The organism is Vagococcus carniphilus (genome assembly GCF_014397115.1).
GTDB classification, from domain to species: Bacteria; Bacillota; Bacilli; order Lactobacillales; family Vagococcaceae; genus Vagococcus; species Vagococcus carniphilus.
The window spans coordinates 1194548-1217435 of sequence record NZ_CP060720.1 but is presented as its reverse complement, the minus strand read 5'-3'; the positions used below and the strand labels follow the sequence as shown (position 1 = coordinate 1217435).

Annotated in this window: 24 protein-coding genes; 6 read left to right on the top strand and 18 right to left on the bottom strand. The window is 32.0% G+C overall.

Features of this window, described 5'->3' with window-relative positions; genetic code table 11:
* Positions 1 to 19 precede the first annotated feature (19 nt).
* Positions 20 to 967 (bottom strand): DNA-binding transcriptional repressor DeoR, encoded by a 948-nt coding sequence (gene deoR / locus H9L18_RS06080; RefSeq protein WP_246433316.1) that lies wholly within the window; start codon positions 965 to 967, stop codon positions 20 to 22.
* Between the two features lie 80 nt (positions 968 to 1047).
* A complete protein-coding gene (recQ, locus tag H9L18_RS06075; protein WP_126791851.1) occupies positions 1048 to 2805 on the bottom strand; it encodes a DNA helicase RecQ in 1758 nt (585 codons plus the stop codon).
* A 153-nt stretch (positions 2806 to 2958) separates the two neighbouring features.
* Between recQ and H9L18_RS06070 the strand changes: the two genes are divergently transcribed.
* Positions 2959 to 4488, top strand: coding sequence for an AMP-binding protein (locus H9L18_RS06070; RefSeq protein ID WP_126791853.1), 1530 nt, complete (start codon positions 2959 to 2961; stop codon positions 4486 to 4488).
* A gap of 52 nt (positions 4489 to 4540) precedes the next feature.
* Here H9L18_RS06070 and H9L18_RS06065 read toward each other — a convergent pair whose 3' ends face one another.
* On the bottom strand, positions 4541 to 5008 hold the full coding sequence (locus tag H9L18_RS06065) for a YehS family protein (RefSeq protein WP_126791855.1): 468 nt from the start codon (positions 5006 to 5008) through the stop codon (positions 4541 to 4543).
* 14 nt (positions 5009 to 5022) lie between these two features.
* Entirely contained in the window at positions 5023 to 5472 is a 450-nt protein-coding gene (locus H9L18_RS06060; protein WP_126791857.1) for a YaiI/YqxD family protein, read from the bottom strand.
* Positions 5473 to 5602: 130 nt separating this feature from the next.
* On the opposite strand from H9L18_RS06060, the gene H9L18_RS06055 reads away from it, so the two are divergent.
* The 3 genes from H9L18_RS06055 to H9L18_RS06045 all read left to right on the top strand — a co-directional run bounded on the left by H9L18_RS06055 (position 5603) and on the right by H9L18_RS06045 (position 9538).
* A complete protein-coding gene (locus H9L18_RS06055; protein ID WP_126791859.1) occupies positions 5603 to 5806 on the top strand; it encodes a YwbE family protein in 204 nt (67 codons plus the stop codon).
* A 2-nt stretch (positions 5807 to 5808) separates the two neighbouring features.
* Positions 5809 to 6228, top strand: coding sequence for a GNAT family N-acetyltransferase (locus H9L18_RS06050; RefSeq protein ID WP_126791861.1), 420 nt, complete (start codon positions 5809 to 5811; stop codon positions 6226 to 6228).
* 532 nt (positions 6229 to 6760) lie between these two features.
* The gene (locus H9L18_RS06045) at positions 6761 to 9538 is read left to right on the top strand and encodes a SpaA isopeptide-forming pilin-related protein (protein ID WP_126791863.1); all 2778 of its coding nucleotides are present in this window, start codon (positions 6761 to 6763) and stop codon (positions 9536 to 9538) included.
* Between the two features lie 72 nt (positions 9539 to 9610).
* On the opposite strand, the gene H9L18_RS06040 is transcribed toward H9L18_RS06045, so the two are convergent.
* Together H9L18_RS06040 and H9L18_RS06035 are read right to left on the bottom strand one after the other, a co-directional pair.
* A complete protein-coding gene (locus tag H9L18_RS06040; RefSeq protein WP_126791865.1) occupies positions 9611 to 10558 on the bottom strand; it encodes an NADP-dependent oxidoreductase in 948 nt (315 codons plus the stop codon).
* 56 nt (positions 10559 to 10614) lie between these two features.
* Positions 10615 to 12048, bottom strand: coding sequence for an aminotransferase-like domain-containing protein (locus H9L18_RS06035; protein ID WP_126791867.1), 1434 nt, complete (start codon positions 12046 to 12048; stop codon positions 10615 to 10617).
* A gap of 119 nt (positions 12049 to 12167) precedes the next feature.
* On the opposite strand from H9L18_RS06035, the gene thiD reads away from it, so the two are divergent.
* Positions 12168 to 13010, top strand: a complete 843-nt coding sequence (thiD, locus tag H9L18_RS06030) for a bifunctional hydroxymethylpyrimidine kinase/phosphomethylpyrimidine kinase (RefSeq protein WP_126791869.1) — start codon at positions 12168 to 12170, stop codon at positions 13008 to 13010.
* On the top strand, positions 12997 to 13569 hold the full coding sequence (locus H9L18_RS06025) for an ECF transporter S component (protein WP_246433315.1): 573 nt from the start codon (positions 12997 to 12999) through the stop codon (positions 13567 to 13569). Before thiD ends, H9L18_RS06025 begins: the two co-directional genes overlap by 14 nt.
* A 30-nt stretch (positions 13570 to 13599) precedes the next feature.
* On the opposite strand, the gene H9L18_RS06020 is transcribed toward H9L18_RS06025, so the two are convergent.
* The 12 genes from H9L18_RS06020 to H9L18_RS05965 all read right to left on the bottom strand — a co-directional run bounded on the left by H9L18_RS06020 (position 13600) and on the right by H9L18_RS05965 (position 22801).
* The gene (locus H9L18_RS06020; RefSeq protein ID WP_126791871.1) at positions 13600 to 13905 is read right to left on the bottom strand and encodes a hypothetical protein; all 306 of its coding nucleotides are present in this window, start codon (positions 13903 to 13905) and stop codon (positions 13600 to 13602) included.
* A gap of 20 nt (positions 13906 to 13925) precedes the next feature.
* The gene (locus H9L18_RS06015; RefSeq protein ID WP_185847406.1) at positions 13926 to 14423 is read right to left on the bottom strand and encodes a GNAT family N-acetyltransferase; all 498 of its coding nucleotides are present in this window, start codon (positions 14421 to 14423) and stop codon (positions 13926 to 13928) included.
* Positions 14424 to 14559: 136 nt separating this feature from the next.
* The gene (locus H9L18_RS06010; RefSeq protein WP_126791876.1) at positions 14560 to 15057 is read right to left on the bottom strand and encodes a GNAT family N-acetyltransferase; all 498 of its coding nucleotides are present in this window, start codon (positions 15055 to 15057) and stop codon (positions 14560 to 14562) included.
* 64 nt (positions 15058 to 15121) lie between these two features.
* Entirely contained in the window at positions 15122 to 16306 is a 1185-nt protein-coding gene (locus H9L18_RS06005; RefSeq protein ID WP_126791878.1) for an MFS transporter, read from the bottom strand.
* A gap of 10 nt (positions 16307 to 16316) precedes the next feature.
* Entirely contained in the window at positions 16317 to 16883 is a 567-nt protein-coding gene (locus H9L18_RS06000) for a helix-turn-helix domain-containing protein (protein ID WP_185847407.1), read from the bottom strand.
* A 144-nt stretch (positions 16884 to 17027) separates the two neighbouring features.
* Entirely contained in the window at positions 17028 to 17624 is a 597-nt protein-coding gene (locus tag H9L18_RS05995; protein WP_126791883.1) for a hypothetical protein, read from the bottom strand.
* A gap of 200 nt (positions 17625 to 17824) precedes the next feature.
* Positions 17825 to 18133: a hypothetical protein gene (locus H9L18_RS05990; protein ID WP_126791885.1), complete on the bottom strand. Its 309-nt coding sequence runs from the start codon at positions 18131 to 18133 to the stop codon at positions 17825 to 17827.
* 182 nt (positions 18134 to 18315) lie between these two features.
* Positions 18316 to 19563: a coiled-coil domain-containing protein gene (locus H9L18_RS05985; protein ID WP_126791887.1), complete on the bottom strand. Its 1248-nt coding sequence runs from the start codon at positions 19561 to 19563 to the stop codon at positions 18316 to 18318.
* On the bottom strand, positions 19563 to 19991 hold the full coding sequence (locus H9L18_RS05980; RefSeq protein ID WP_126791889.1) for a hypothetical protein: 429 nt from the start codon (positions 19989 to 19991) through the stop codon (positions 19563 to 19565). Before H9L18_RS05980 ends, H9L18_RS05985 begins: the two co-directional genes overlap by 1 nt.
* Positions 19992 to 20130: 139 nt before the next feature.
* Positions 20131 to 20856 (bottom strand): SDR family NAD(P)-dependent oxidoreductase, encoded by a 726-nt coding sequence (locus tag H9L18_RS05975; RefSeq protein ID WP_126791892.1) that lies wholly within the window; start codon positions 20854 to 20856, stop codon positions 20131 to 20133.
* A gap of 245 nt (positions 20857 to 21101) precedes the next feature.
* Positions 21102 to 22346: a hypothetical protein gene (locus H9L18_RS05970; protein ID WP_126791894.1), complete on the bottom strand. Its 1245-nt coding sequence runs from the start codon at positions 22344 to 22346 to the stop codon at positions 21102 to 21104.
* A complete protein-coding gene (locus tag H9L18_RS05965; RefSeq protein WP_126791896.1) occupies positions 22343 to 22801 on the bottom strand; it encodes a hypothetical protein in 459 nt (152 codons plus the stop codon). The genes H9L18_RS05970 and H9L18_RS05965 overlap by 4 nt, the downstream gene beginning before the upstream one ends.
* Positions 22802 to 22888: the final 87 nt, after the last annotated feature.

The window sequence follows — 22888 nt, the reverse complement described above, 5'->3', positions numbered from 1 at the left end:
ATGTAAAGTATTTTTTGAACTAATTTTCATTCGCTAGTTTTTTTGCTAACCAATAGTCCGTTACAAGTGTATTCACGTAGTTTCCTCTTAGTGCTCCCTTGACAGCCTCAAACTTATGATTCCCTCCAGCAACTAAAATAGAAAGTCTTTTGTTAGGTAGATCAGATAACTCAATGCCAATTGTTCGAGCATTAATTTCTTCTGAAGCAATTTTACCTGATGCATCATAAAAGCGAGAACAGATATCTCCAACTGCTGTTTGTTGCAATTGATTCTTTTGTTCATCTGATAAATAACCTAGCTGAAACACAAGAGCTTCTTCTCTTGTTGTCCCGACCGTATAGATAGCTACACTTGAGTCTTCTTGTAGTTTCATCACATGTTGAATATGTCTATCTTTTTCAACGACAGTCTTTACTTCTTTATTATCAAAGATGACAGGTAAAGGAAGAGCAGTTCCTGTTGTATGATAATTATCAGCAAACATAGACAGCGTTTCGTGAGCGTACGTATTCACCTTTGAATGTGTAATACTACCCTTTAGTTGGACCACTTGAATATTTGGTAAGTTACTTGGCTGTAACTTTTTGGCCACTTCATAAATCGTTGTTCCCCAGCCAATACCAATAATATCACCTTCTATAATTGACTCACCTAACAAATTAGCTGCCTCTAAACTAATCTGTTCTATGATTAAATCATAATTATCACTGGGTGTTTGAGCAATCCTGACCTCTGATAAGCCATATTTTTCTTTAATTCTATTAGCCAATACGGCTGTTTCACTAAATGGATCTGTAATCGTAATTGTCACAAAGCCTCTATCTTTTGCGTGCTTCAATAATCTTGAAACAGTTGGTCTTGAAATATTTAATTCTGTCGCAATTTGCTGTTGCCCATATTCAAGTTGGTAATATAATTTTGCTACCTCAACACTTAGTTGATCTTTTGTCATACTCATAGTCATTGCCCTTTCCTTCTAACTTCTTAGAACTATCTTAACACAAAAAACAGATGTGAGACTAAGTTCCACATCCGTTTTCTTAACTATTTTGTTTGATTTTCTTTAATCAGTTTCATGAACATTTCACCATATTGATCCAATTTATTCTGACCAACACCTTTGATTTGGAGAAACTCAATTGAGTTTTTTGGTTGTTTCTCAACCATTTCTTGAAGTGTTTTATCAGAAAAGATAACATAAGGTGGTAGATTTTTCTCATCGGCGATATCTGAACGTAATTCACGTAATTGATTAAACAAAGCATCATCAACTACTAATTGTTTAACGACTAATTGTTTTCTAAAGACTTGTTTTTTACCCAACAGACAATCTATCCCCTTATCGGAAACAGATAATAACGGGTATTGTCCTTTGGAAGGAATCAAATATTCTTCAGCAGTTAAATAATCAATCAACTGAACAACTTCTTTTTGCGTCCATTCCTTCATCAATCCATAAGTCGTTAACCCTTCAAAATGCCATTGAGTTATTTTTTGATCTTTAGAGCCTGTTAAAACTTTCCCAACTAATGATTTTCCAAATTTCTCGCCCATTCGTTTAACACATGACAACACTTTTTGAGCGTCAATCGTAATATCAACAGACTCTCTATCATCTAGACAGTTGTTACAACGTCCACAATCTGAACCTGTTTCACCAAAGTATTTTAAAATATATTTTTGTAAACATCCTTCAGTATGAGCATATTGATTCATTTCTCTTAGCTTTAAGTATTCATTTTGCTGGTACTCAATATTAGCTTCTGACTGCTCGATGAAATATTGTTGAATTTGAGAATCTTGTGCGCTGTAAAGTAAGACAGCTTCACTAGGTAACCCATCTCTTCCAGCTCGTCCTGCTTCTTGATAGTAAGATTCGATATTACCAGGCATTTGAGCATGAATAACAAATCGAACGTTACTCTTATTAATTCCCATGCCAAAAGCATTAGTGGCTACCATGACATTAATTCTATCAAAAGCAAAGGCTTCTTGATTTCTAGATCTTTCTATTTCACTCATTCCGGCATGATACATACCTACAGAAAATTGACTATGATGAAGCAAGCGATAAATTCTCTCGACTTCTTTTCTAGTGCTAGCATAAATAATACCAGACTGACCTTTGTTCATTTTTAAATATTCTAATAAGAAAATATCTTTTTGGTCTTTCATTACTTGAAAAGCTAGGTTCTCACGAGAAAAGCCCGTTTTAATTTGATTTTCTAATGGAATTGATAATAATTCACAGATATCTTCTGCAACTTCTGGAGTAGCTGTCGCTGTTAATGCAATGATTCTAGGCCTTGGAGAAAATCCGCGAATCGTTTTTGCTAAGTTTAAATAACTGGGACGAAAATCATGTCCCCACTGAGAAATACAATGAGCTTCATCAACCGCGATTAAATCAACTTTGACATGTCGCAGTAATTCTGTAAAATCTGAGGTTTCAAGTCGCTCTGGAGCAACATAAAGTAGTTTCACTTCACCTCTTGCAGCAATTCCTAGTCTTCTTTGGATTTCTTGATAGTTCAACGTACTATTAATATAAGTAGCAGAGATGCCCATATCAACTAAAGCATCCACTTGATCTTTCATTAGAGAGATTAAAGGAGAAACAACCACAGTTAACCCATCAAACATTAGTGCTGGTAACTGATAACAAATAGATTTCCCTCCACCTGTTGGCATAATGCCAAGACAATCCTCGCTTCTCAAAATTTTATTGATGATTGTTTCTTGCCCTGTTCGGAAGGTTTGATAACCAAATTTTTCTTCTAATAATTCTAAAACTTGCGACATTTTATCCCTCTTTCCTTGGCTATTATAACCGAAAAATATGAATTTTTCATTCTTTCTTTAGATACTCGATTTAATTGTGAAACATTCTACAAAAATTCAAATCTTTTTGTTATAATAAACCAGTAAAAAAAATAAAACAGAGGAGCTTTTTAAATGATTTTTCCTGATAATCCGTATGAAGAGCTAAATCTTTATACTAATTTTTTAAATGCGGCTAAACAATTTCCAAAAGTTCCTATTTATTTCGATGAACCTTTAATTGGTTTTAAAGAACTAGGAACTAAAACGACTTATGAAGAAGCTTTGACTAGTATCAACAAGCAAGCGGCTAGACTAAGCTCATTAGGTATAAAAAAAAAGGATAAAGTTGTCATTTATAAGTCAGCTAATTTTGACACTTACTTACTTGCTGTTGCTGTTAGCTATCTTGGAGCAGTCCCTATTATGATTTCTTATCATTTACCTGCTGAAATTATGACTGTCATGTGCGAACGACTTGAGGATCCATGGCTAATTTACGACAGAATCACAAAAGACAGAGGAAAGAAAATCACTAGCGTTTCTTCTTCACGTTTAATTGAGTTGGAGAAATTAGTTCTATGTCAGAATAGTAAAGAAGTGAAACAAGAAATACTACCAATAGATGCTATATCTTATATGACACATACATCAGGAACAACTGGAATTCCTAAATTAATTGCTCATTCTGCCAGCTCAATGGGTTGGAGAACTAAATGGCAGAAAAATGTGTTTGATTTAATGCCTGAGAAAAAACTGGTTGCTTTTCATATTTCTCCAGTTCATTCTCGTTTTAATATCGGTATTTCTTCTTTAATGAGTAAAGGTTTTCCTATGCTTTGGGTTGGAAATAGTGAGCCAAAAGCTGTAGCTGATATTTTTTCAACTTTTAAACCTTACGCTCTAGAAACACATCCTAATAATTTCGTGCAGTGGAGTAAATTAGCCCAAGAAACACCTGAAGCATTTAAATCATTTCATTATTTCCACTCAACTTTTGATGCTATTAATAAAGGAACTATGAAGATTTTTCTAGAAGCTTCCGAGGCAAAAAAAGCAGTTTTCATGCAAGTTTATGGTCAAAGTGAGTGTGGACCAATGATTATGAGATTCCATACAAGAGAAAGTATCGAATCACTGGATGCTCGAAATATGGGAAGCGGTATGCCAAACTTAACTGAAGTTCGCATTGTTGATCCTTCTGGCGAAGAAACAGCTCCAAATACTTCTGGAAACATTCAGATGCTCTCAAAAGGGCGAGCTTTGACTTATTATAAAGAAGACAAACGATTTAAAGAGAATACATTTGATTTATGGTGGGATAGCGGAGACTTTGGTTATAAAAATGAGGCAGGAGAATTATTCCTACTAGATAGACAAATCGATTTAATTAATGACATTGAGAGTACATTAAAAATCGAGGACTTACTCCTTGATAAACTTGATTTCTTAGATGAAGTGATTATCGTTCGCGGAAAAGATAATTTACCTCAACCAATTATCGCACTACATCCTTCTAAACATATGGATTGGGATCGTTGGTTTCAAGCGATACTTGATTTCCCTCTTCTTAATAAACCACTTATTTGGGAGTATGACGCTATTCCAAGAACAGCAACCATGAAAGTTCAACGTTTAAAAATTGAAGAATTACTAAAACAATAAAAAAAGAGACCAAGACTAGTATTCATAAGAATAGGTCTTAGTCTCTTATTTTTTAGCGATACCACCCAATTAATCCTTTTAAAAAATTACGAGTATAGTTATCCCCACATGTTTTGTAGTTTTTATGTCCTTCTTTTCTAAAGAAAGCACTCATTTCACTTTTAGTGACTGTTACACCAACATCATCTAAAACATCAATCATGTCATCACTCGTCAATTTTAAAGCTATTTTTAATTTTTTTAACATGATGTTATTAGCATTTCCTTGACGTAATTCGAATACTGGTTCCGGTGCATCTTTTTTTACACCTCTTTGAGAAATAATCATGCCGTTTAAAAAACGTTCTAAACCTTCATCTGTTAATTCTTGTTCGTAATTTTCTTCATCAATTTTTTTTAGCATAGCTAAGATGTCTTCTCTTGTAACTTGCATGCCACCTAAGCGAAAAATTTCTATCATATCACTATCTTTAATATCTAAAGCATATCTTAACCGAGTTAAGCGATCGTTATGATTCATAATTGACTCCTTTTTTATTTTATTGATTCTTCTAAAACTTTAGTTAAAATCTTTGTAAAATGCTCTCTATCTGCTTTTGTAAATGGTTTTGGACCTTTAGTTCTTTTTCCTGCTTTTCTCATTTGTCCACCAATATATCTTTGAGTTAGTAGAGAGTCTATTGTTTCAGGTAAATATTCTTTTCCATTGTGGTGAAAAATCCTTACTTTTTTTCCTAAAAGTAAAGAAGCCAATCCGTAATCTTGGGTAATTACCATATCATTTTCTTTGATTTCTTTAACAATTCGATAATCAGCACCATCTGCACCTTTATCTACATAAATAAAAGTTAAAAAGTCTGGGTACTCTTTTGTTGTAAAGTGATCCACACTTGTAACAATCAAAACTGGTAAGCCATATTTTCGGCCCAATTCAACTACTTCATCTTTTACAGGAGAACCATCTCCATCGATTACTAAACGCATGTCCTATCTCCTTTTTATTCATTCATATAGTATGAAGTAAAAAAATAGTTTTAACAACTGTTATTCTTTATTTGAAGTATTTTTCTTTCTAAATATGCTATGATAAATAAAATAAGAAATGAGGAATAACATGAACGGTCAAAATAGAAAAAACATAATTATTGGTCAACTTGTTGATATTGTTTTAAAAAAAGATCAGCGAACTGGACAATTAACTCGCGGACACGTTAAAAGAATATTAACAAATAGTGCCACTCATCCCCATGGTATTAAAGTAATGCTAGAAGAAAATAATCAAGTAGGTAGAGTTCAACAAATTATTGAGGAGTCTTAAAAATGATAAACATTAGATATGCTGATTTCTCAGATAAACCTTTTTGGTTCAGCTTAGATAAACATTTAGCTGAAGAAGAGTTCATCCACAAAATCAATCTAAAGAGAGCATACATAATAGAACTAGATAATTCTCCTATTGGTATTTTACGCTACAATTTATTCTGGGATAGTATCCCTTTTTGTACCTTACTTTTTATTGATTTTTCTCATCATAAAAAAGGTTACGGAAAACAATTAATTGACTTTTGGGAAGCAGATATGAAAAATCAAGGCTTTGATTTGGTTATGACTTCTACCCAAGTTGATGAAGACGCACAACATTTTTACCGTTATTTAGGTTATGAAGATGCAGGTGGTCTTCTTTTAAACAGCCCTAAATATAAGCAACCAATGGAGTTATTTTTAATCAAAGAACTTTAATTTAGCTCAATAATTGACGATAGCCACCTAACATGTTAGGTGGCTATCTGATTAATTCATTATTTATATTTTAAAGTGTTACCAATACTATTACTAAATTACTATATATTTCTCGTCTAAACAATGCAATCCCAACCTCTAAAGCATCTTATGTAGCTCTTCTAACTACGCCTAAATAGAATAAACTTCCTAAAAATAAATCTTAATGTTGCCTATAAATATAATTAACGTGAGAATAGTATATCATGTTTAAATAAAAATGCAACTTTTTATTCTGAAAATTCCCCATTCTGTTTTTCACGAACTATAAAGTATCTTATTTAAAAATAATTATGTATTCAACTAATAAACGTACCGTTACTTGTATTTTTTTTCAAATTAACCCATTAAGATACGAATTTGAGTTAAAATAGACTTATATAGTGAAAGTGTTAACATGTTTACGAGTAACCAATAGTTTATGATCAAACTATTTTTAGGAGGTGAATATAATTTTCAACTGTTTGCTTTCACCTTAAAGAGGAGGATTCAAATGAAAAAGAAAATTTTAACTGGACTTATATTATTTTTTATCGGTTTATTTGTTTCAGTGAACAATGTATCCTACGGAGAAGCTCTTGAAAAATCTCCAACAGGAACAGTAAAAATTACAACAGACTTAAAAAGCAATGAAAATACTAAATTATCTGATCTTAATTCTATTACGACACGTTTAGCTTATATTGAAGACGAAGCTGGGAAAAAATACTTTTGCTTAGATGCTGATAAATGGTACCCTTACGGAAATTATTATAGCGCTAGTGAAATATTAAAAAATCCCGTTACTTCTTGGTTACTAAAAAATTATTATCATAGTAAAAATATTATTAGTGATCAAAATGCTGAGACTCAATACGCTGTTACCCAACTTGCTATTTGGGCAAAAACAAATCCTGATAAATATAATGATTCACCTGTTATTAAGAACAATCAAATTATTTTAAATTTAATGGCTGAAGCTGATACTCATGCAAATGATTTATCTGCTGAAGATATCATGAAAAATGCTAATTTAAGCCTAAATCCACTCAGTCAAAAATTTAAACTCAGTGAAGATAGACTTAACTATGTTGCTCAACTAAACAAGGTTCCTAATGAGTTTCTGGCAATGGCTGACTATACATCTGAAGATTCCCTTGTTTTTACTTATAATAATCAGAATATTACTGAGCATGTTAAAGTAAACGGTGATAATTTAGTTAAAAATATCACTGTTGAAAAGCAATTTTTTGATTCTATTTACGAAAAAGGAGTTCCTTTAAAAATTGATTTAGCAGCTGCTATTAAAGCTTCTTTATTTGTTGGAGTTGCCTATTACACAGAGAACTCTAGTTTCCAACCTCTTGGTTCAGTAGAAAATTTAGTGTTGGATAAAAAATTAGAGGCTCATGCTGAAGTTCTACTTGATAAAGGTGCTGTCAAAATCAAAAAAATTGATAAAGCTAACAAGCAACCTTTAGCTAACGCTACATTTACTCTAAAAGATTTAGCAGGAAATATTCTTGAAACAAAAACAACAGATATAAACGGTGATATTCGTTTCGAAAATCTTGACTTTGGGAATTACATAATAGAAGAAACTGTTGCTCCTGATGGTTACAATGCAACCAACCAAATTTTTAATGTAACGATCAACGAAGCAACACCAAACTTAACCTATGACTTAATCGTCGAAAATGATAAAAAAATAGAACAACTCGGAAGTATTAAATTAACAAAATTAGAAGATAGAACGAATAAAAAGTTAGCTGGTGCTGAATTTGCTTTACTAGATAAAGATAAAAAAGTGATAGATAAAAAGACAACAGATATAAATGGGGAAATTGTCTTTAGTAAACTTGCTTTTGGGCAATATTATATCCAAGAAACTAAAGCACCAAGTGGATTTTTGTTAGATACAACACTTCACTCTGTCACTGTTAATAATGATACACCAAATCTAGTAGCTGAAATAAGCTTAAAAAATAAAAAAGAAGTCGTTCAGCTTGGAAAAATCAAGTTGCTCAAATTAGAAGATGGTTCTAATTTACCACTAAAAGATGCTGAATTTGCTCTGTATGATCAAAATAAGCAACTCATTCAAACAAAAGTAACTAATGACAAAGGTGAAATTAACTTTGATAAGTTACCTTTTGGGCAATACTTTTTAAAAGAAACAAAAGCGCCGAATGGATTTGTGTTAGACGATACACTTCGTTCTATTATTATTGATCAACAAACACCTGACTTAACATTTAAAATTACTTTAAAAAACAAAAAAGAAGTTACTCAACTTGGTAAAATTAAGTTGATCAAATTAGAAGATGGTTCTAAGAAGACTCTTAAGGGCGCTGAATTCACGTTATTCGACCACAATAAAAAGAAGATGAAGTCTCAAGTAACTAATGATAAAGGTGAAATTAACTTCGATAAATTACCTTTAGGTCAATATTATATTCAAGAAACTAAAGCTCCTAATGGCTTTGTACTTGATTCAACGATGCATTCTGTTTTGATTGATAAAGATACTCCTGAGTTTTTAGTGACATTAACTCTTTCAAACAAAAAAGAAGTTACTCAACTTGGTAAAATTAAGTTGATCAAATTAGAAGATGGTTCTAAGAAAACTCTTAAGGGCGCTGAATTCACGTTATTCGACTACAATAAAAAGAAGATGAAGTCTCAAGTAACTAATGATAAAGGTGAAATTAACTTTGATAAATTACCTTTAGGTCAATATTATATTCAAGAAACTAAAGCTCCTAATGGCTTTGTACTTGATTCAACGATGCATTCTGTTTTGATTGATAAAGATACTCCTGAGTTTTTAGTGACGCTGACTCTTTCAAACAAAAAAGAAAAAACTACAGTAGGTTCGATTGAAATTATCAAGCGAGACAAAGATACAGGAAATGTTTTACAAGGTGCTGAATTTGCTTTATTAAATGAGAAAAAAGAAGTTGTAATGACAAAGGTAACAGATAAAAATGGTAAAATTATTTTCTCTGACTTAGCTTTTGGTAAATACTTCATTAAAGAAACAAAAGCTCCTTCAGGATATGAATTAGATGGTAAACTTTATGAAGTTGATTTATCAGAAAAAACACCAAATCTTAAACATGTTCTGACAATTGACAACAAGCTTAAACCTAAAACACCAATTACTACTATTAAAAAAGTTGTTCAAAAACAATTACCTAAAACTGGAGAAGAGGTTTTCTATCAACTTTATCTATCTGCTTTAGGTGGTCTCGTTGTTTTTTATGTGATGACTTTTAAAAAGAAATTTTAACTAAATAAATAAAAATAGAGTTCCTGATAATCGTCTTTTTTTCGATTATTAGGAACTCTATTTATTTTTCAATTACTCTTTAACCAGTATAATTTTGCCAGTTCCTTTTTGGTCTTCAAACAATCGATGGGCTTCCTTAATTCCTTCTAAGCTTAAGGATAAATGATGTCCAATTTTAACTTGAATAGGTTTCTTTTCATAGTGAGCCATTAATTGAGGGATAGCTGCTTGGTTAGTCATCTCTTTCGTTCTTTGTAAAAATAAAGAGTTAACTTCTGGCTTACTTGATGTATCAGCCGCGCCATTTAATCCTAGAATTGTTCCATTTTCTTTTACTAGATCTACAGCAACATCTTCTCCTTGATTAAATAAAGAAGCATTAATAACATAATCTGCACTATTTTTATGAGCAGCTATCTCTTCCTCGTTTCGATAATCAACCGTTATATCTGCTCCTAATTCTTTCAAATAGGCTTCATTTCTTTTACTACCAACTGCTATAATGGTTATATTTTTGGCTCGAGCTAATTGAAGTGCAACACTTCCTACACTACCTGATGCACCAACAATCGCTAAAACATCTCCTTCTTTTAGCTCATAAAAGTGAGAATCTAGAGTCCAAAGTGCTGTTTCTGCCACCATAGGAAAAGTTGCTGCTACATCAAGGGACATATTGGATGGAATTTTAAAAACATTCTTTTGAGCAACTGCTAAATACTCTGCATCTCCGCCACTAGGAACTAAAGCAATTACTTTATCCCCTACTGAAAATTGAGAATCCGGATCAGATAACTCAATAATTTCACCTTGGACTTCATTTCCAAGTACTCTAAATCGTTCAAGTGGCTTTCCTTTTGCCAACAATCCTTTTCGAGTTGTAATATCAATGGGATTAACACTTGCGCGCTCTACTTTAATAAGAGCATTCTTTTTGTCTGTTAATTCAAAAGTCGCTTCTTTTTCTTCAAAAACATCTACATCACCGTAATGTTCAAAGCCAAATTTCTTTCCAACTACCATCGTATCCACTCCCTATAAATTATATATATTAAGTATAAGTAAGGTTGGTTATTTATTCAATCAACTTGTTTATCCTTTTCAATGCTCTCTAAAATTAATTTTAATCTACCAACAAAAAAGGATAATTGTTCTTTAGACAGCCTAGCTAAATTTAATCGGCAACTTTGAGCATTTTCCGTATTTAAAAAGCTAGGATAAACAGCTACTTGATTGTCTAAAAATTGCTCCCAATCTTTCCTAGTTAACACCTGTTCTGAATAAGTTAACCAAGCATAATAGCCTCCTTTTGGTAAATGATACGTAACTTTTGTTCCTAGTTGAGATTTTAATTCCTTTGCTAAGTATCGACTATTTTCTTTTAGATGATTCCTCAAATCGTTAAGTTGATTATTAAAGGTTCTATCTTGTAACACATGTGTCGCTAAGACTTGAGGAAACACACTTAACTCACTTTCATACTCATCTCTTACCTTAATCACTTCATCAAGCACTAATTTGGGCGCATCAATCCAACCTAATTGCATTCTTTTTCCAAGCATTTTTGAAACTGAACCAAGATAAATAACCGTTTCTGGAGCTAATTTTTTTAAAAGTGGCAATGGATTAGGAACTTGGTAGGATAACTGACCAAACACATCATCCTCAACAATAGGAATTCGGTATTTCCGACAGACTTTAACTAATTGTTTTCTTCTTTCTAAAGACATTGAACTTCCCGTTGGATTTTGAAAATTGGGATTCGTTAGTAACAATTGGATACTCTCAACCTGTAATACTTCTTCCAAAGCATCTACACTTAATCCGTTTTGATCAACTGGTATTTTAACCACTTTTATCGCCATTGATTCAAATAAAGACATGCCATAAAAAAAAGATGGATCTTCAATAGCAACAACGTCTCCAGGCTTCAATAAAGCTTGCATCAGTAAAACCAAACTTTGCTGTCCGCCAGCTGTTAGCATAACCTCTTCTTCTTTTGGGTGATAATCATACATGTTAGACATTAAAGATTGGATGGTTTTTCTCAATGGTAGATAACCTAAAGTTGAAACATCTTCTTGCAAAAATTCTTTCCAGTGAAAACTTGGTAGACTGATATTGGGAATCAATTCATAAGGAAGCTCACCTGTATAAGCATTAATTAATCTGGTATTATTTTGTTTGATCATTTTTTCCAAATCCAAAACATAAGGATCTTTTTCCGTTTTTTTCTTTCTCACAAAAAATGGATTTCCTGAAAAAGAATCTGAGGATTCCCCCAGTATAAATGTGCCGCTGTTTGGTCTTCTTTCAACAAAACCTTGTGCATACAATTCATCATAAGCTCGAACTATTGTACTTCGATTAACATTTAATTGAGTAGCTAATACGCGTTCAGAGGGTAGTTTATCTCCTTTTAGTAATTTGTTTTCATTAACTAAACTCATAATTTGATTCATGATTTGCCTATACAACGGAACTTTTCGTCTTTTATCAATTCTAATATCCATCTTCTCACCTCACTTTGATTATAACACAAAGTGGATGGGTCCAATTTCAAATAATTGGATGTAGGAAAAATTATTTAACATGCTAAACTAAATTTATTAGATGAGTAGAGGTGTTGTTGATGATTAAAAAAATTTTGACGATAGCTGGTTCTGACGCAGGAGGAGGCGCAGGTATCCAAGCGGATTTAAAAACATTTGAAGAATACGGAACATTTGGTCTTAGTTCAATCACTAGTATTTTAACGGTTGATCCTGGTACACAATTACCAGATATTTTTCCAATTCCGATTGATGTTTTGGAAAAGCAAGTGCAAACAGCCTTTTCAGGTGGCCCAGTAGATGCTGTTAAAATAGGTTTACTTGGAAGTATTGAAGTCATAGATGTCATTGAGAAGTTTCTTAAAATGAATAAGCAACCACACGTTGTTTTAGATCCTGTTATGGCTGTAAAAGTAAATGATAACGTTTTACAACCTGAGTTAGTTGAAGCTATGATAAAGCGATTGGTTCCACTAGCTGATATCGTGACGCCCAATTTAGTTGAAGCAAGGATTTTAGCTAATATGGAAGTTATTGAAACAAAAGAACAGCTAAAAGAAGCGGCTAAAAAAATTTATGATTTAGGCCCGCAGTCAGTTGTGATAAAGGGTGGAGCTCGTTTTCCAGGTGAGATGGCCACTGACTTATTTTACGACGGGGAATCTTTTGAATTTATCCATGAAGAAAAAATCGAAACAAAAACAAACCATGGTGCCGGTTGTTCCTTTGCAGCTGCCATTACAGCTGGCTTAGGAAAAGGATTATCTACTTTTGAAGCTGTTCAATTAGCAAAAAATTATGTCACTAGTAGTATTCAAAACGGTTTGTATTTAAATAGTTTTACAGGTTACGTTTGGCATGGAGCTTATCTTAATGCTGAAGAAAGAATGACAAAAGGAGAGGGTAATAATGAAAACAAATAATATTGAAATGAACACAAATAAATGGGCTTTATCAGAAATTGTCTTAATGGGATTATTTTCTGCCTTAACGGTAGTTGGGACAAGTATTCGTGTTCCTTTGCCTGCTTTAATTGGTAATCCATTTTTCCATTTTGGTTTACCTATTCTATGTTTAGCTGTCCTAACTTTAGGATTTGTTAAGGGTTCTCTTGCTGGTGGTATTGGTTTTGCTATTTTTGATGTATTAAATGGCTTTGCTGCTGAAGCACCTTACTTTGTTTTAGAAAGTTTTGTAGTTGGTGGTGCTTTAGCCCTTGCTTATATTCAATTTAAACGATTCAAGGACAAAGCTTGGTTTATTCCAATGATTATGGTTTTTGCTGCTATCGCAAAAATCGCTATGACATTTCTTAAAAATTTAGTAGTCTCTCTATTTATGGGAACTACTTTAGGTGTTGCGACAGCTGCTAGTGTAAGTGCTTTATATATAACCGTTATTAATGCAATTGCTGCTGTTATTATTGTGACAATGCTTTATAAACCAGTATCAAGTTTAACTAATAAAATGTTAAAGAAATAAAAAAAGGCTGAAAATCAGCCTTTTTTATTTTTACAAATCTTTAATTCCGTAGAATCCCATATTTAATTGTGTTCTTGCTTCATCCACTCTTAAATCAATATTATCTTTAGATAAAGATGTTAGCGTTTCTTTCACATCTGCTAAGGTGCCTGAATAAATTTCCTCTGCCTCTGATTCAACTGTGACTGTTTCCATTCCTTTTAAAGATTTATCGACATCTCTTTTAGCAGCATCAATCATCGCACGTCTTCTTGTAGAACACATTTCATGGACTGATCCATCCAAGCGCTTGAGAATATTCTTTAAATCTGTTTGCATTTCTTTATCTGTTTTCATATTGTTACCATCCCTTATCTTTATTTTTTCTCAAAATACTCGTCTTTTAAGACTGAATAGATAATTTGATCCATCATTCCCCGGTCTTCTTTATGATTCTGACGTAAGACACCTTCTCTAACCATCCCTAAACTTTCATAAAAATGAATTCCAACCTCATTATCATGATAAACATCTAGCCATAATTTATTCATATGAAGTTCTTCAAAGGCATGTTTAAAAACTCGGTTAAATAGCTCACGTCCAAATCCTTGATTTTTTTCAGAGATTGCCACACGTCGTAATTCAAAACGTTCTGATTCTAGATCCAAATCGTAAATTAAAAAGCCTATTGCTTGTTGTGATTCTTTTTTTCTCACAACATAAATCCCCACATTAGGATCATCAATCTCACGAAGATGCTCTTCATAAGTTCCCCTAAAAACAAATTTTCGATTATCTGGATCTTGTTCAAATGTCATTATTGTTTCGATGTCTTCTGGTGTTGCTTGGGTTAATAATAAACGGTTTGTTTCCATCATATTTCTCCCTTGATTAAATTATCTAATTAAAAGTATAGCGTCTTTTCAACAAACAAACAAAATATATGCAACAAAATAACTATTCTTAGTTGGAATAGGAAGCATGCCTAACACATGTTCAATGATTGACAAGTTATTTTTCCAGATAATCTGATTTTAATAAAGAATAAATAATTTGATCTAAAAAGCCTCTTTCTGATTTATAATGTTGTCTTAAAACGCCTTCTTTTTTCATTCCCAAAGACTCATATAACTTAATCCCTATCTCGTTATCAGGATAGACATCTAACCAGAATCGGTTCATCTTTAAAACCTCAAAAACATAACGTATCATGCCTTCCATCACTTCTCTACCATAGCCTTTATGTTTGACAGTTATCGCAATTCGCCGTAATTCGAAAATGCCAGAAATCATATCTAAACGAGCTAGTGCATAACCAACAATTCTCTCAGTCTCTTTTTCTTTAAATAACCATAAGACATGATTAGGATCATTTATTTCAGCTTCATGTTCTTCATAAGTTCCTATCCACAAATAATCCCGATTCTCTTTATGAGATTCAATCGCAATAATTACATCAATGTCTTCTTTAGTTGCTTCTACCACTTTTATTCGTTCTGTTGTAAACACTTTTTAACCTCCTTAATTTGTTAAGCGCTTTCTTTTAGTATACTAAAAATAGAAGACAGATTCATTAGAATCCATCCTCTTTGGGCATTAGAAATGTTAAGAAAAAGGCTAAAATTGAGAAAGCTAAAATAACGTACATGCCAATCATTAGACCATATTTATCCCCAATTAAACCAATGACTGGAGCAAATAATCCACCGACACTCACCGACAATCCTAATGAAATACCTGATGCTAAACCAATTCGATTTGGAACAAATGTTTGACCTAACGCAATCAATGAGCCATATGAACAGTTCATAGCAAAGCTAATTGGGACAATTAAAGCACTCGTTAAGAACTGTTGATTCATATTTAGCATTAAAAAAATAAGTGGTGGTAATAAAATGAATCCAAGTTTAATTGATTTACTTAGTCCAAGTGAGTCAGCTAATCTCCCTCCAAGAAGAGTCGCAGCTACACCTACTAAAGAATAAATCGTTAGATTAATATTAGCGACAGATTCAGTTACTGCAAATTTTCCAATAAAGAATAGAGGAATAAACGTTACTAGTGCGTAGAGTAAAATAGAACGACAAAAAACAAGGCTAGTAACTTTAGAGAATGACTTCCAATCATCTTCTTTTTTAGGCGCTATTGCATCAGAAATACTAGCTTCTAATTTATCAGGTGTTAATGCTTTTAATTTTCCATTAAAACTAAACATAACAAGAGACATTATTAAAGCTGGAATAATTAAAACAGCCGTTCCTTTAATTCCCCAAATTGAAAGTGCAAAAGAAGTAATAATTGGTCCTAGAGCAAAACCTAAATTACCTCCAACAGCAAAAATACTCATCCCACTTCCTTTATTACTTCCTGCCACGTAATTAGCAACCTTGCCACCTTCTGGATGAAATAAGGCTACTCCAACTCCTGAAATTGAAGCAAACAAACAGCTCATTGCGTAATTCGGACTATATCCAAGTAAGGCAATACCTAAGCCGGCTAAGAAAATACCTAACGCCATAAACCAAGGTCGAGCCTCTTTATCTCCAATGTAGCCAACTAGTGGTTGAATAAATGAGGAAACCAAATTAGCTGCTAAAACAAGAGTGGCTGCTGAAGCGTAACTTAAATGTTGTTCTAGAATTAAAAAAGGAATAATCGCAGGTAATGCCCCTTGATTAATATCTGTAAACATGTGTCCTAACATCAAAAGATAGCGATAATTTGAATTAACTTCTGTTTCCATTTTTTTGATTGTCATCTTCTTTCTTTTAAAAATTTCGGTTTGATTTAATTGTTATCATTTCAACCGGTTCAGCAGACTGATTCGTATAACGATGCTTTTTATTTGCAGGAATCCTTAATGTGTCTCCCGGGTAAAGTTCAATTTGAGAATATTCATAAATCGTTGTGATCGTTCCAGATAAAATAAAAACAATTTCATCAATTTTATGGGAGAAAAAATCACCATTTAAGGTTTCACTGAAAGGTTCAACATGAACCAATGCAAGCCTAATGTTAGATTTCATCGGTTCTGGCGTTAAAATATGGAAAAAACTTTTTTTATCTAATTCAGTATAATAATTTTTTTTTCGCTCTGATACCCGTAAAACAAGAGACTCTTCATCTACATCCTCAGCAAGTAACTCAGATAAAGACATGCCTAGTGTTTTAGCTAGCGTTTCTAAAACAGATAAAGTCGGATTAGCCAAATTTCGTTCAATTTGACTAATTAAAGCCGTGCTAAGTCCTGTTCTCTCGGACATTTGAGCAATCGTTAATTGATTTAATTGACGATAAGTTAAAACTTTATTGGATATATTAGTTAAATTCATCATATTAGGTCTCTCTCCTCTCACCGCCATGCTAACAGAATCTATCAATTAAGTAAATATATTTAATAAAATTAATTATATTTAACAAGATGAATAAAAAAAGAACATAGTATCTTTTTTTAAGAGATACTATATCCTTTTGACTCTTTAAAGAATAAATTTAATGCTTCCTGATGTTTGATCTTTACTGAGAGAAACATCAAAATCATTATTCTCATAAAATTTCTCTACATCATTATAATTTTTTTGATTTACATTTCCTAGACTACCGTTAATTGAAATGAATCGATTTCTTTTAGCTTCTTTTTTCAAATAATCTAGTAAGATAGTTCCATTTCCACTACCATTTCTATCTAAGATTTCGATTAAATGTGTATCTTCGATTTTTAATTCTCTATTTAATAGATTTGAAGTTACTTCAACACTCGGACGTGCACATAAGTCTTCTTTGTTGTTATTTTTTAAACTAAATAATGATATTATACTTAACTTGTCATTTCTTTTTATCGTTACAGCTACAAAATCCCCAATTTCGTTTCTTTCTATACCCAACACACAAAGATCATTACATTCCAAATCTTCATTAAGCTTAAGCAATGCTTCATCTTCAACTAGTTCTTTAGCTACTAATTCTCTTTCTTCTCTTGCTGCTTGACGCATTTCTGAAATAATACACCTGTACTCAATTTCGTCTTTATTCTTCATCATTTGTAAGTGTTGATACTTCTTTTTAGATACTAACATAGCTTTTTCCTCCTGATAAAAATTATTTAAACTTATTATAAGCTAATATTTTGTTTAAACAATTCAAAATAGTGAAGTTTTTCATTTGTTACTAAACTTCCTTCATATTGTTATTTTAAAAATAATTAAAGTTACCAAACAGAAGCTTTTTACAGTTACAAATAATTAGAATTTCATTAAAATATATTTTTATACTCTGATTAACTAAAATTTTTTAAGTCATACATCCCAATACTTAATTTTGTTTTTGCTTCAAAAATTGAAATATCAATATTATCTTTTGTTGCAGAACTGAGCGCCATTCTTGTATCTTTAAGTGCGTTTAGATACGCATTTTCCTCTTTGGATAATTCTTCTTCCTTATCTAAAAGATTCATTCTGCTTTCAATATCTCGTTTATTTAGTTCAACCATTCCACGTTTTCTAGTTGGACAAACCTCTCTAAAAGTTCCTTCTAGTTTTTTATCTACTTTTTTTAATTCTTTTTGCATCTCTTGATTAGTTAACATCTATTTCCCTCATTTCCAGTCATTTTAAACTATCGATTGCCTAATAGAATGATAGCGCATTCAATAATTTCTGACAAATTTTTCGTTTTAATTCACTTTAACAAAAAAGCAAATACGCTCAAATAATGAATACATGTAAATCATCCATTACTTAGTCAATCCTTTCTAATAGGAATATTTACTTATTGTTTGGCTGAACCATTCCCATGACCCGGTCGGTAATTTGCGGCTTCAGAATCAGTAATCAAACTAAAGTTACCTGGGTTTTTAACTTGCCCATAAGTTAGCCCGCTGCTTCTTTTCAAATATTTTTGTCCTGCTGGCGCTTGATGCCATCCGTCTGATGTAACGCTTGATTCCTTTTGCGCATTTTCTGTTGCTTGTCTTGCTTCTTCTTCAGCACGTTTTGGCTGTTCAGCGGCTTCTTTTTCAGCTCTAGCTTTTTCCTCTGCTATTTTCTTATCACTATTTTTTAAATACTCATCGTAATCGTTTTTATGAGAATCATAGTGTTCTCCTAAATCACCTGGATTATAATTTTTCAAAGCTAATGATTGATTCATTTTATCTAGATGAGTCGTTAAGTTCTCTTTTTCTTTTGATGTTAATTTACCTTCACCAATAAGTTTATCAATAGAAGTAACTAATTCACGTGTCTTAGTTTCATTATCTTTGAAATCTGTTTCTGTTTTTTCACGTTTAGTTGAAATGCTACTTACTAACTCAGATGACTCAGTTTTACGTTTTTGAATTTTTTCTAAACTTTCAGCATGTTTAAAAAATTGACTGTTTTCTTTTCTATCTTTTTCTAACTCTTTTTCGTCTGCTTCAAGTAAAAATTTCTTTTTACTCAATTCATCAGATTGTTTGTTTAAATTCTTTAAATCAGCCGAAATACCTTTTGCTTCTTTTTGGTTAGAGTGAATCGTTAAAGATAAAGCTTGCACCTGTTTAGCTGTTTGTCTAACTGGTTTAACTTTCTTGGATGACTCTAAATCACTTAATTTTGTTTCAAAATCTTTTAACTTTTCCTTATCCGCATTTAGAATGAATGGTTCTTTTGCTTTTTTAGATAGCTTAGCTACATCTTCTGATAAATCAGTATGTTCTTTTTGGGCAACTTTTGATTCTTCAACAACTAAATTGGTTTGAACTGTTTTAAGTACTGCGTCTTCTTGTTCAATTCTTTTAGTTAATTCTTTTCTAGTTTCCTTACTCTTAGCTTTTTCAAATGATTTTAAATCTTGTTTTAAAGTAGCTTCATCTTTAGTTGATATAAATTCTGAATCAAGAGCAGTTTTCACTTTAACCTCTTGTTTTTTCTGTTGATCAAACACTTCTTGGTAAGCTTGGCTATCAGCAGATGTTGCTATGATTCCAACAGTTGAAAATGAAAGAATAATTCCTAATAAAGTTTGTCTTAATTTCATTAGTTATCACCTTCTTTAACAAGCAAGTCATAAGATGATTTTAGCTTGTCTAGCATTTCTAAGAACTCTGGAGCTACTTCTTTTGATTTTAAATAACTGACTAATTGTTCCGGATTTTCCGCAAACTGTTGATTGAGTTGATAATCCATATAAAACATTAACTCTTTGTTTTTGAAATCTTCAGGTCTGGTTTTCTTTAAAAAATGATATAACTTATCGTAATTTTTGCTAATCCTTTTCTTCTTAACTGCATAAAAAATAGCAATACTCATTGTTAATTCAAATACCAACAGTGGACTAATTCGGATAATATCTGCCCTAACAAAAAGACCTGCACTAACGATTAAAATGGCAGAAAAAATAATCGTCTTCTTCTCATGTAATTTTTGATCCTCATAAAGTGATACAACATCCCCATACTTTTCCATTTACTAATCTCCTAACATTAGTTATTTAATTATATGATAGCGTCTTCAAAGCTTTCTTACAAGTTAATCTATTCAAGTATTTCATCAAAAAAAGCTTAAAACACTAAGTTATGTTTTAAGCTTTAACTCTTTTATTAAACTATACATTCATATCCTTCATAGCTGGCACATTAATTTCTTTTATCGCTGTTGCTTGTGATAACGATAAAACTGTTTTAACAATATTAACCATATCTTGAACCGGAATTCGTTCACTATCGTATGTTTCAAGCGCTACTTTAGCCCCTTTTTCATAAGGAATCTCAGCTGCCAAATTCCCTAGATTCACACAAGTAACAGACACGTTCTCTTCACGTAAATGCTCTCTTAAAGCATGAGCTATACCACGTATACTAAATTTAGATGCCACAAAAGAAACTTGTGTTGACTGATTATTTTCTAAACCATCTGTCGATCCAATTAAAATAATTTTACCATTGTCCGCCTGCTTAATATGTGGTAATAAGCTTTGCAAAAAGACAATTGGAGATGCTACATTCGTTTGAATCAAATGAGCTATGTCTTCTGGAGCATCTTGTTCAAAGTCATAATCATCTTCAAACCCTCTTTTCTCCCAAATGCCCACGTTATAAATAATGACATCAATTACTTCTTCCTTCAATTTTTCTTTTAGGATGTTTGCTTGTTTGTAGTCAGATAAATCTGTTTGTAACCAAATGCGTTCGACCCCATCATCAAGTAAATCGATTGAACGAGGTAAACTTCTAGATAACAGATAAACCTTATCTCCTTTTTCTGGTAACCCTTGAGCAAAAGCATCCCCAAGACCTCTACTTGCTCCAAAAATAATATATGTTTTAGACATAAACTGCCTCCTCTTAGTATGTTAAGTACTATTTGATTTTATCACAGCAGAATATGCTAGAACTAACTTAAAGATTAGAGAATAAGAACTTACTAAAAAGCCTATTTTTAGATACGACAAATTTATAAATTTACGCCAGATTTGTCATGAAATCAGAAAATTTGTCGTATGTCATTTGGGGTAATTAAAAGGAATAAGCACAAAAATTTAGGATATCATATATAAATATCCTAAATCTTTTTCGTTTATTGTTTAGCCGAACGATTACCGTGGCCTGGCTTATATTTAGCTGCTTCTTCCTCAGAAATTTCCTCAAAGTTACTAGGATTTTTCACTTGTTTATAAGTCAATTGACTTTCTTTATCTAAAAACCTTTTCCCAGCAGGAGCTTTATGCCACTCCACTGAATTAGAAGAAGCTTCTTCTTTACGTTTTTTCTTTTCTTCTTCTTCTTTTTTTACTTTTTCCTTGGCTGCTTTTTCCTCTTCCTCTTTTTTCTTTTTCTCAGCTTTTCTATCTAAGTTATTTTTCTCATATTTATCATAAGTTTCTTTTTGAGTTGAATAGTTTTTACCTAAGTCTCCCGGTTTGTATTCCGTTAAGTCTAAGGATTTAGTCAATGTTTTAGAAAGTTTACTTAGTTCTTCTTTCTCATCAGAATGAAGCTCACCTTCTTCTAACAACGTATTAATAGATTTGGATAGTTTACGTGCATCTTCTTCGTTTTCTTTAAAATCTTTTTCTGTTTCATCAGATTTTTTAGAGAGTTTATCAATCAACTCTTTTGATTCTTTTTCGCGAGTTTCTATCGTTGAAATGCTATCTGAATTTTTAATCAACTGATTATTTTTTTCTCTATCTTTCTCTAATGTATCTCTATCAGCAGAGCCTAAATAATTCTTTTCACTTAACTCTTCTGATTGATTATTAAGTTCTTTTAATTTGTCAGTTGCTGATTTAGCTTCTATTTGGATTTTTCTAATAGAAGCAGAGAGCTCGCCAATTTTAAATGATATTGAACGGATTGGCTGAACTTTTTTAATATTCTTAGGCAGCTTATCAATCTCTTTCTTAATTTCAACTACTTTACTTTTGTCATCTTTAAACACAAAAGCCTCTTTACTTTGAACTTCTAATGTTGTGTATTGATTCTTTAATTCAGATAATTCTTTTTTAGCTGTTTCAGCCTCAGTTTTAACCAGATTTTTTTCAATTTTTTTGATATTTTCTTTTTCTTTATCAATCAAATCAAGCAATTTTTTTCTGGATTCTGTTTTTTCTGCTCGTCTAAAATTTGCCATATCCGTATTGAGAATTTGCCTCTCTTTTGGAGTAATAAACTCTGAGGTAATAGCTTTTTTAATCTTAACTTCTTGCTTTGCTTGGAGCTCTTCAATTTGCTGATATTTACTACTATCTACAGTTGTCGTAACAGCCCCAACTGATAAAAAAGTGACAGCTATACTCAAAATTGTTTGTTTTAATTTCATTTGGCAGCTTGTCTCCTTTTTTTCTTCGAATGCTTTTTAGGGTCTGTTAATGATTTAAATTTGGATTCTTGTTCTTTGATTTTCTTTAACATTTGTTTTTTTTGCTTAGGTGATTTTAGTTGTTTAACTAATCGTTCTGGGTCTTTTTCGTAACGTTTATCCAACTTGTAGTCAATAAAAAAGAGTAATTCTTTCTCTTTTAATAGTTCAGGCTTATTCTTCTTCACAAAAGTGAGCAATAAATCATAATTTGGGCTAACTTTTCTTGTTTTGACAGCATAAAAAATAACCACTCCCATGGCTACAACATATAGCATAAATGGATTAATTCGACGTGTGTTTATTAAAACAAATACTGTGACGAGGATTAATAAAAAAAACGTTAAACCAACAACCTTAACCTTGTATTGTTTTTGCTTTTGATACAAAGCAGAAAACTCTTGAAAATCCTTCATTTCAACTCCCCTAACGTTTGTTATATAAACATATGATAGCTTTTTATTGAGGTGGATACAAGAGGATAAGTGTTGATTAGACTAGTA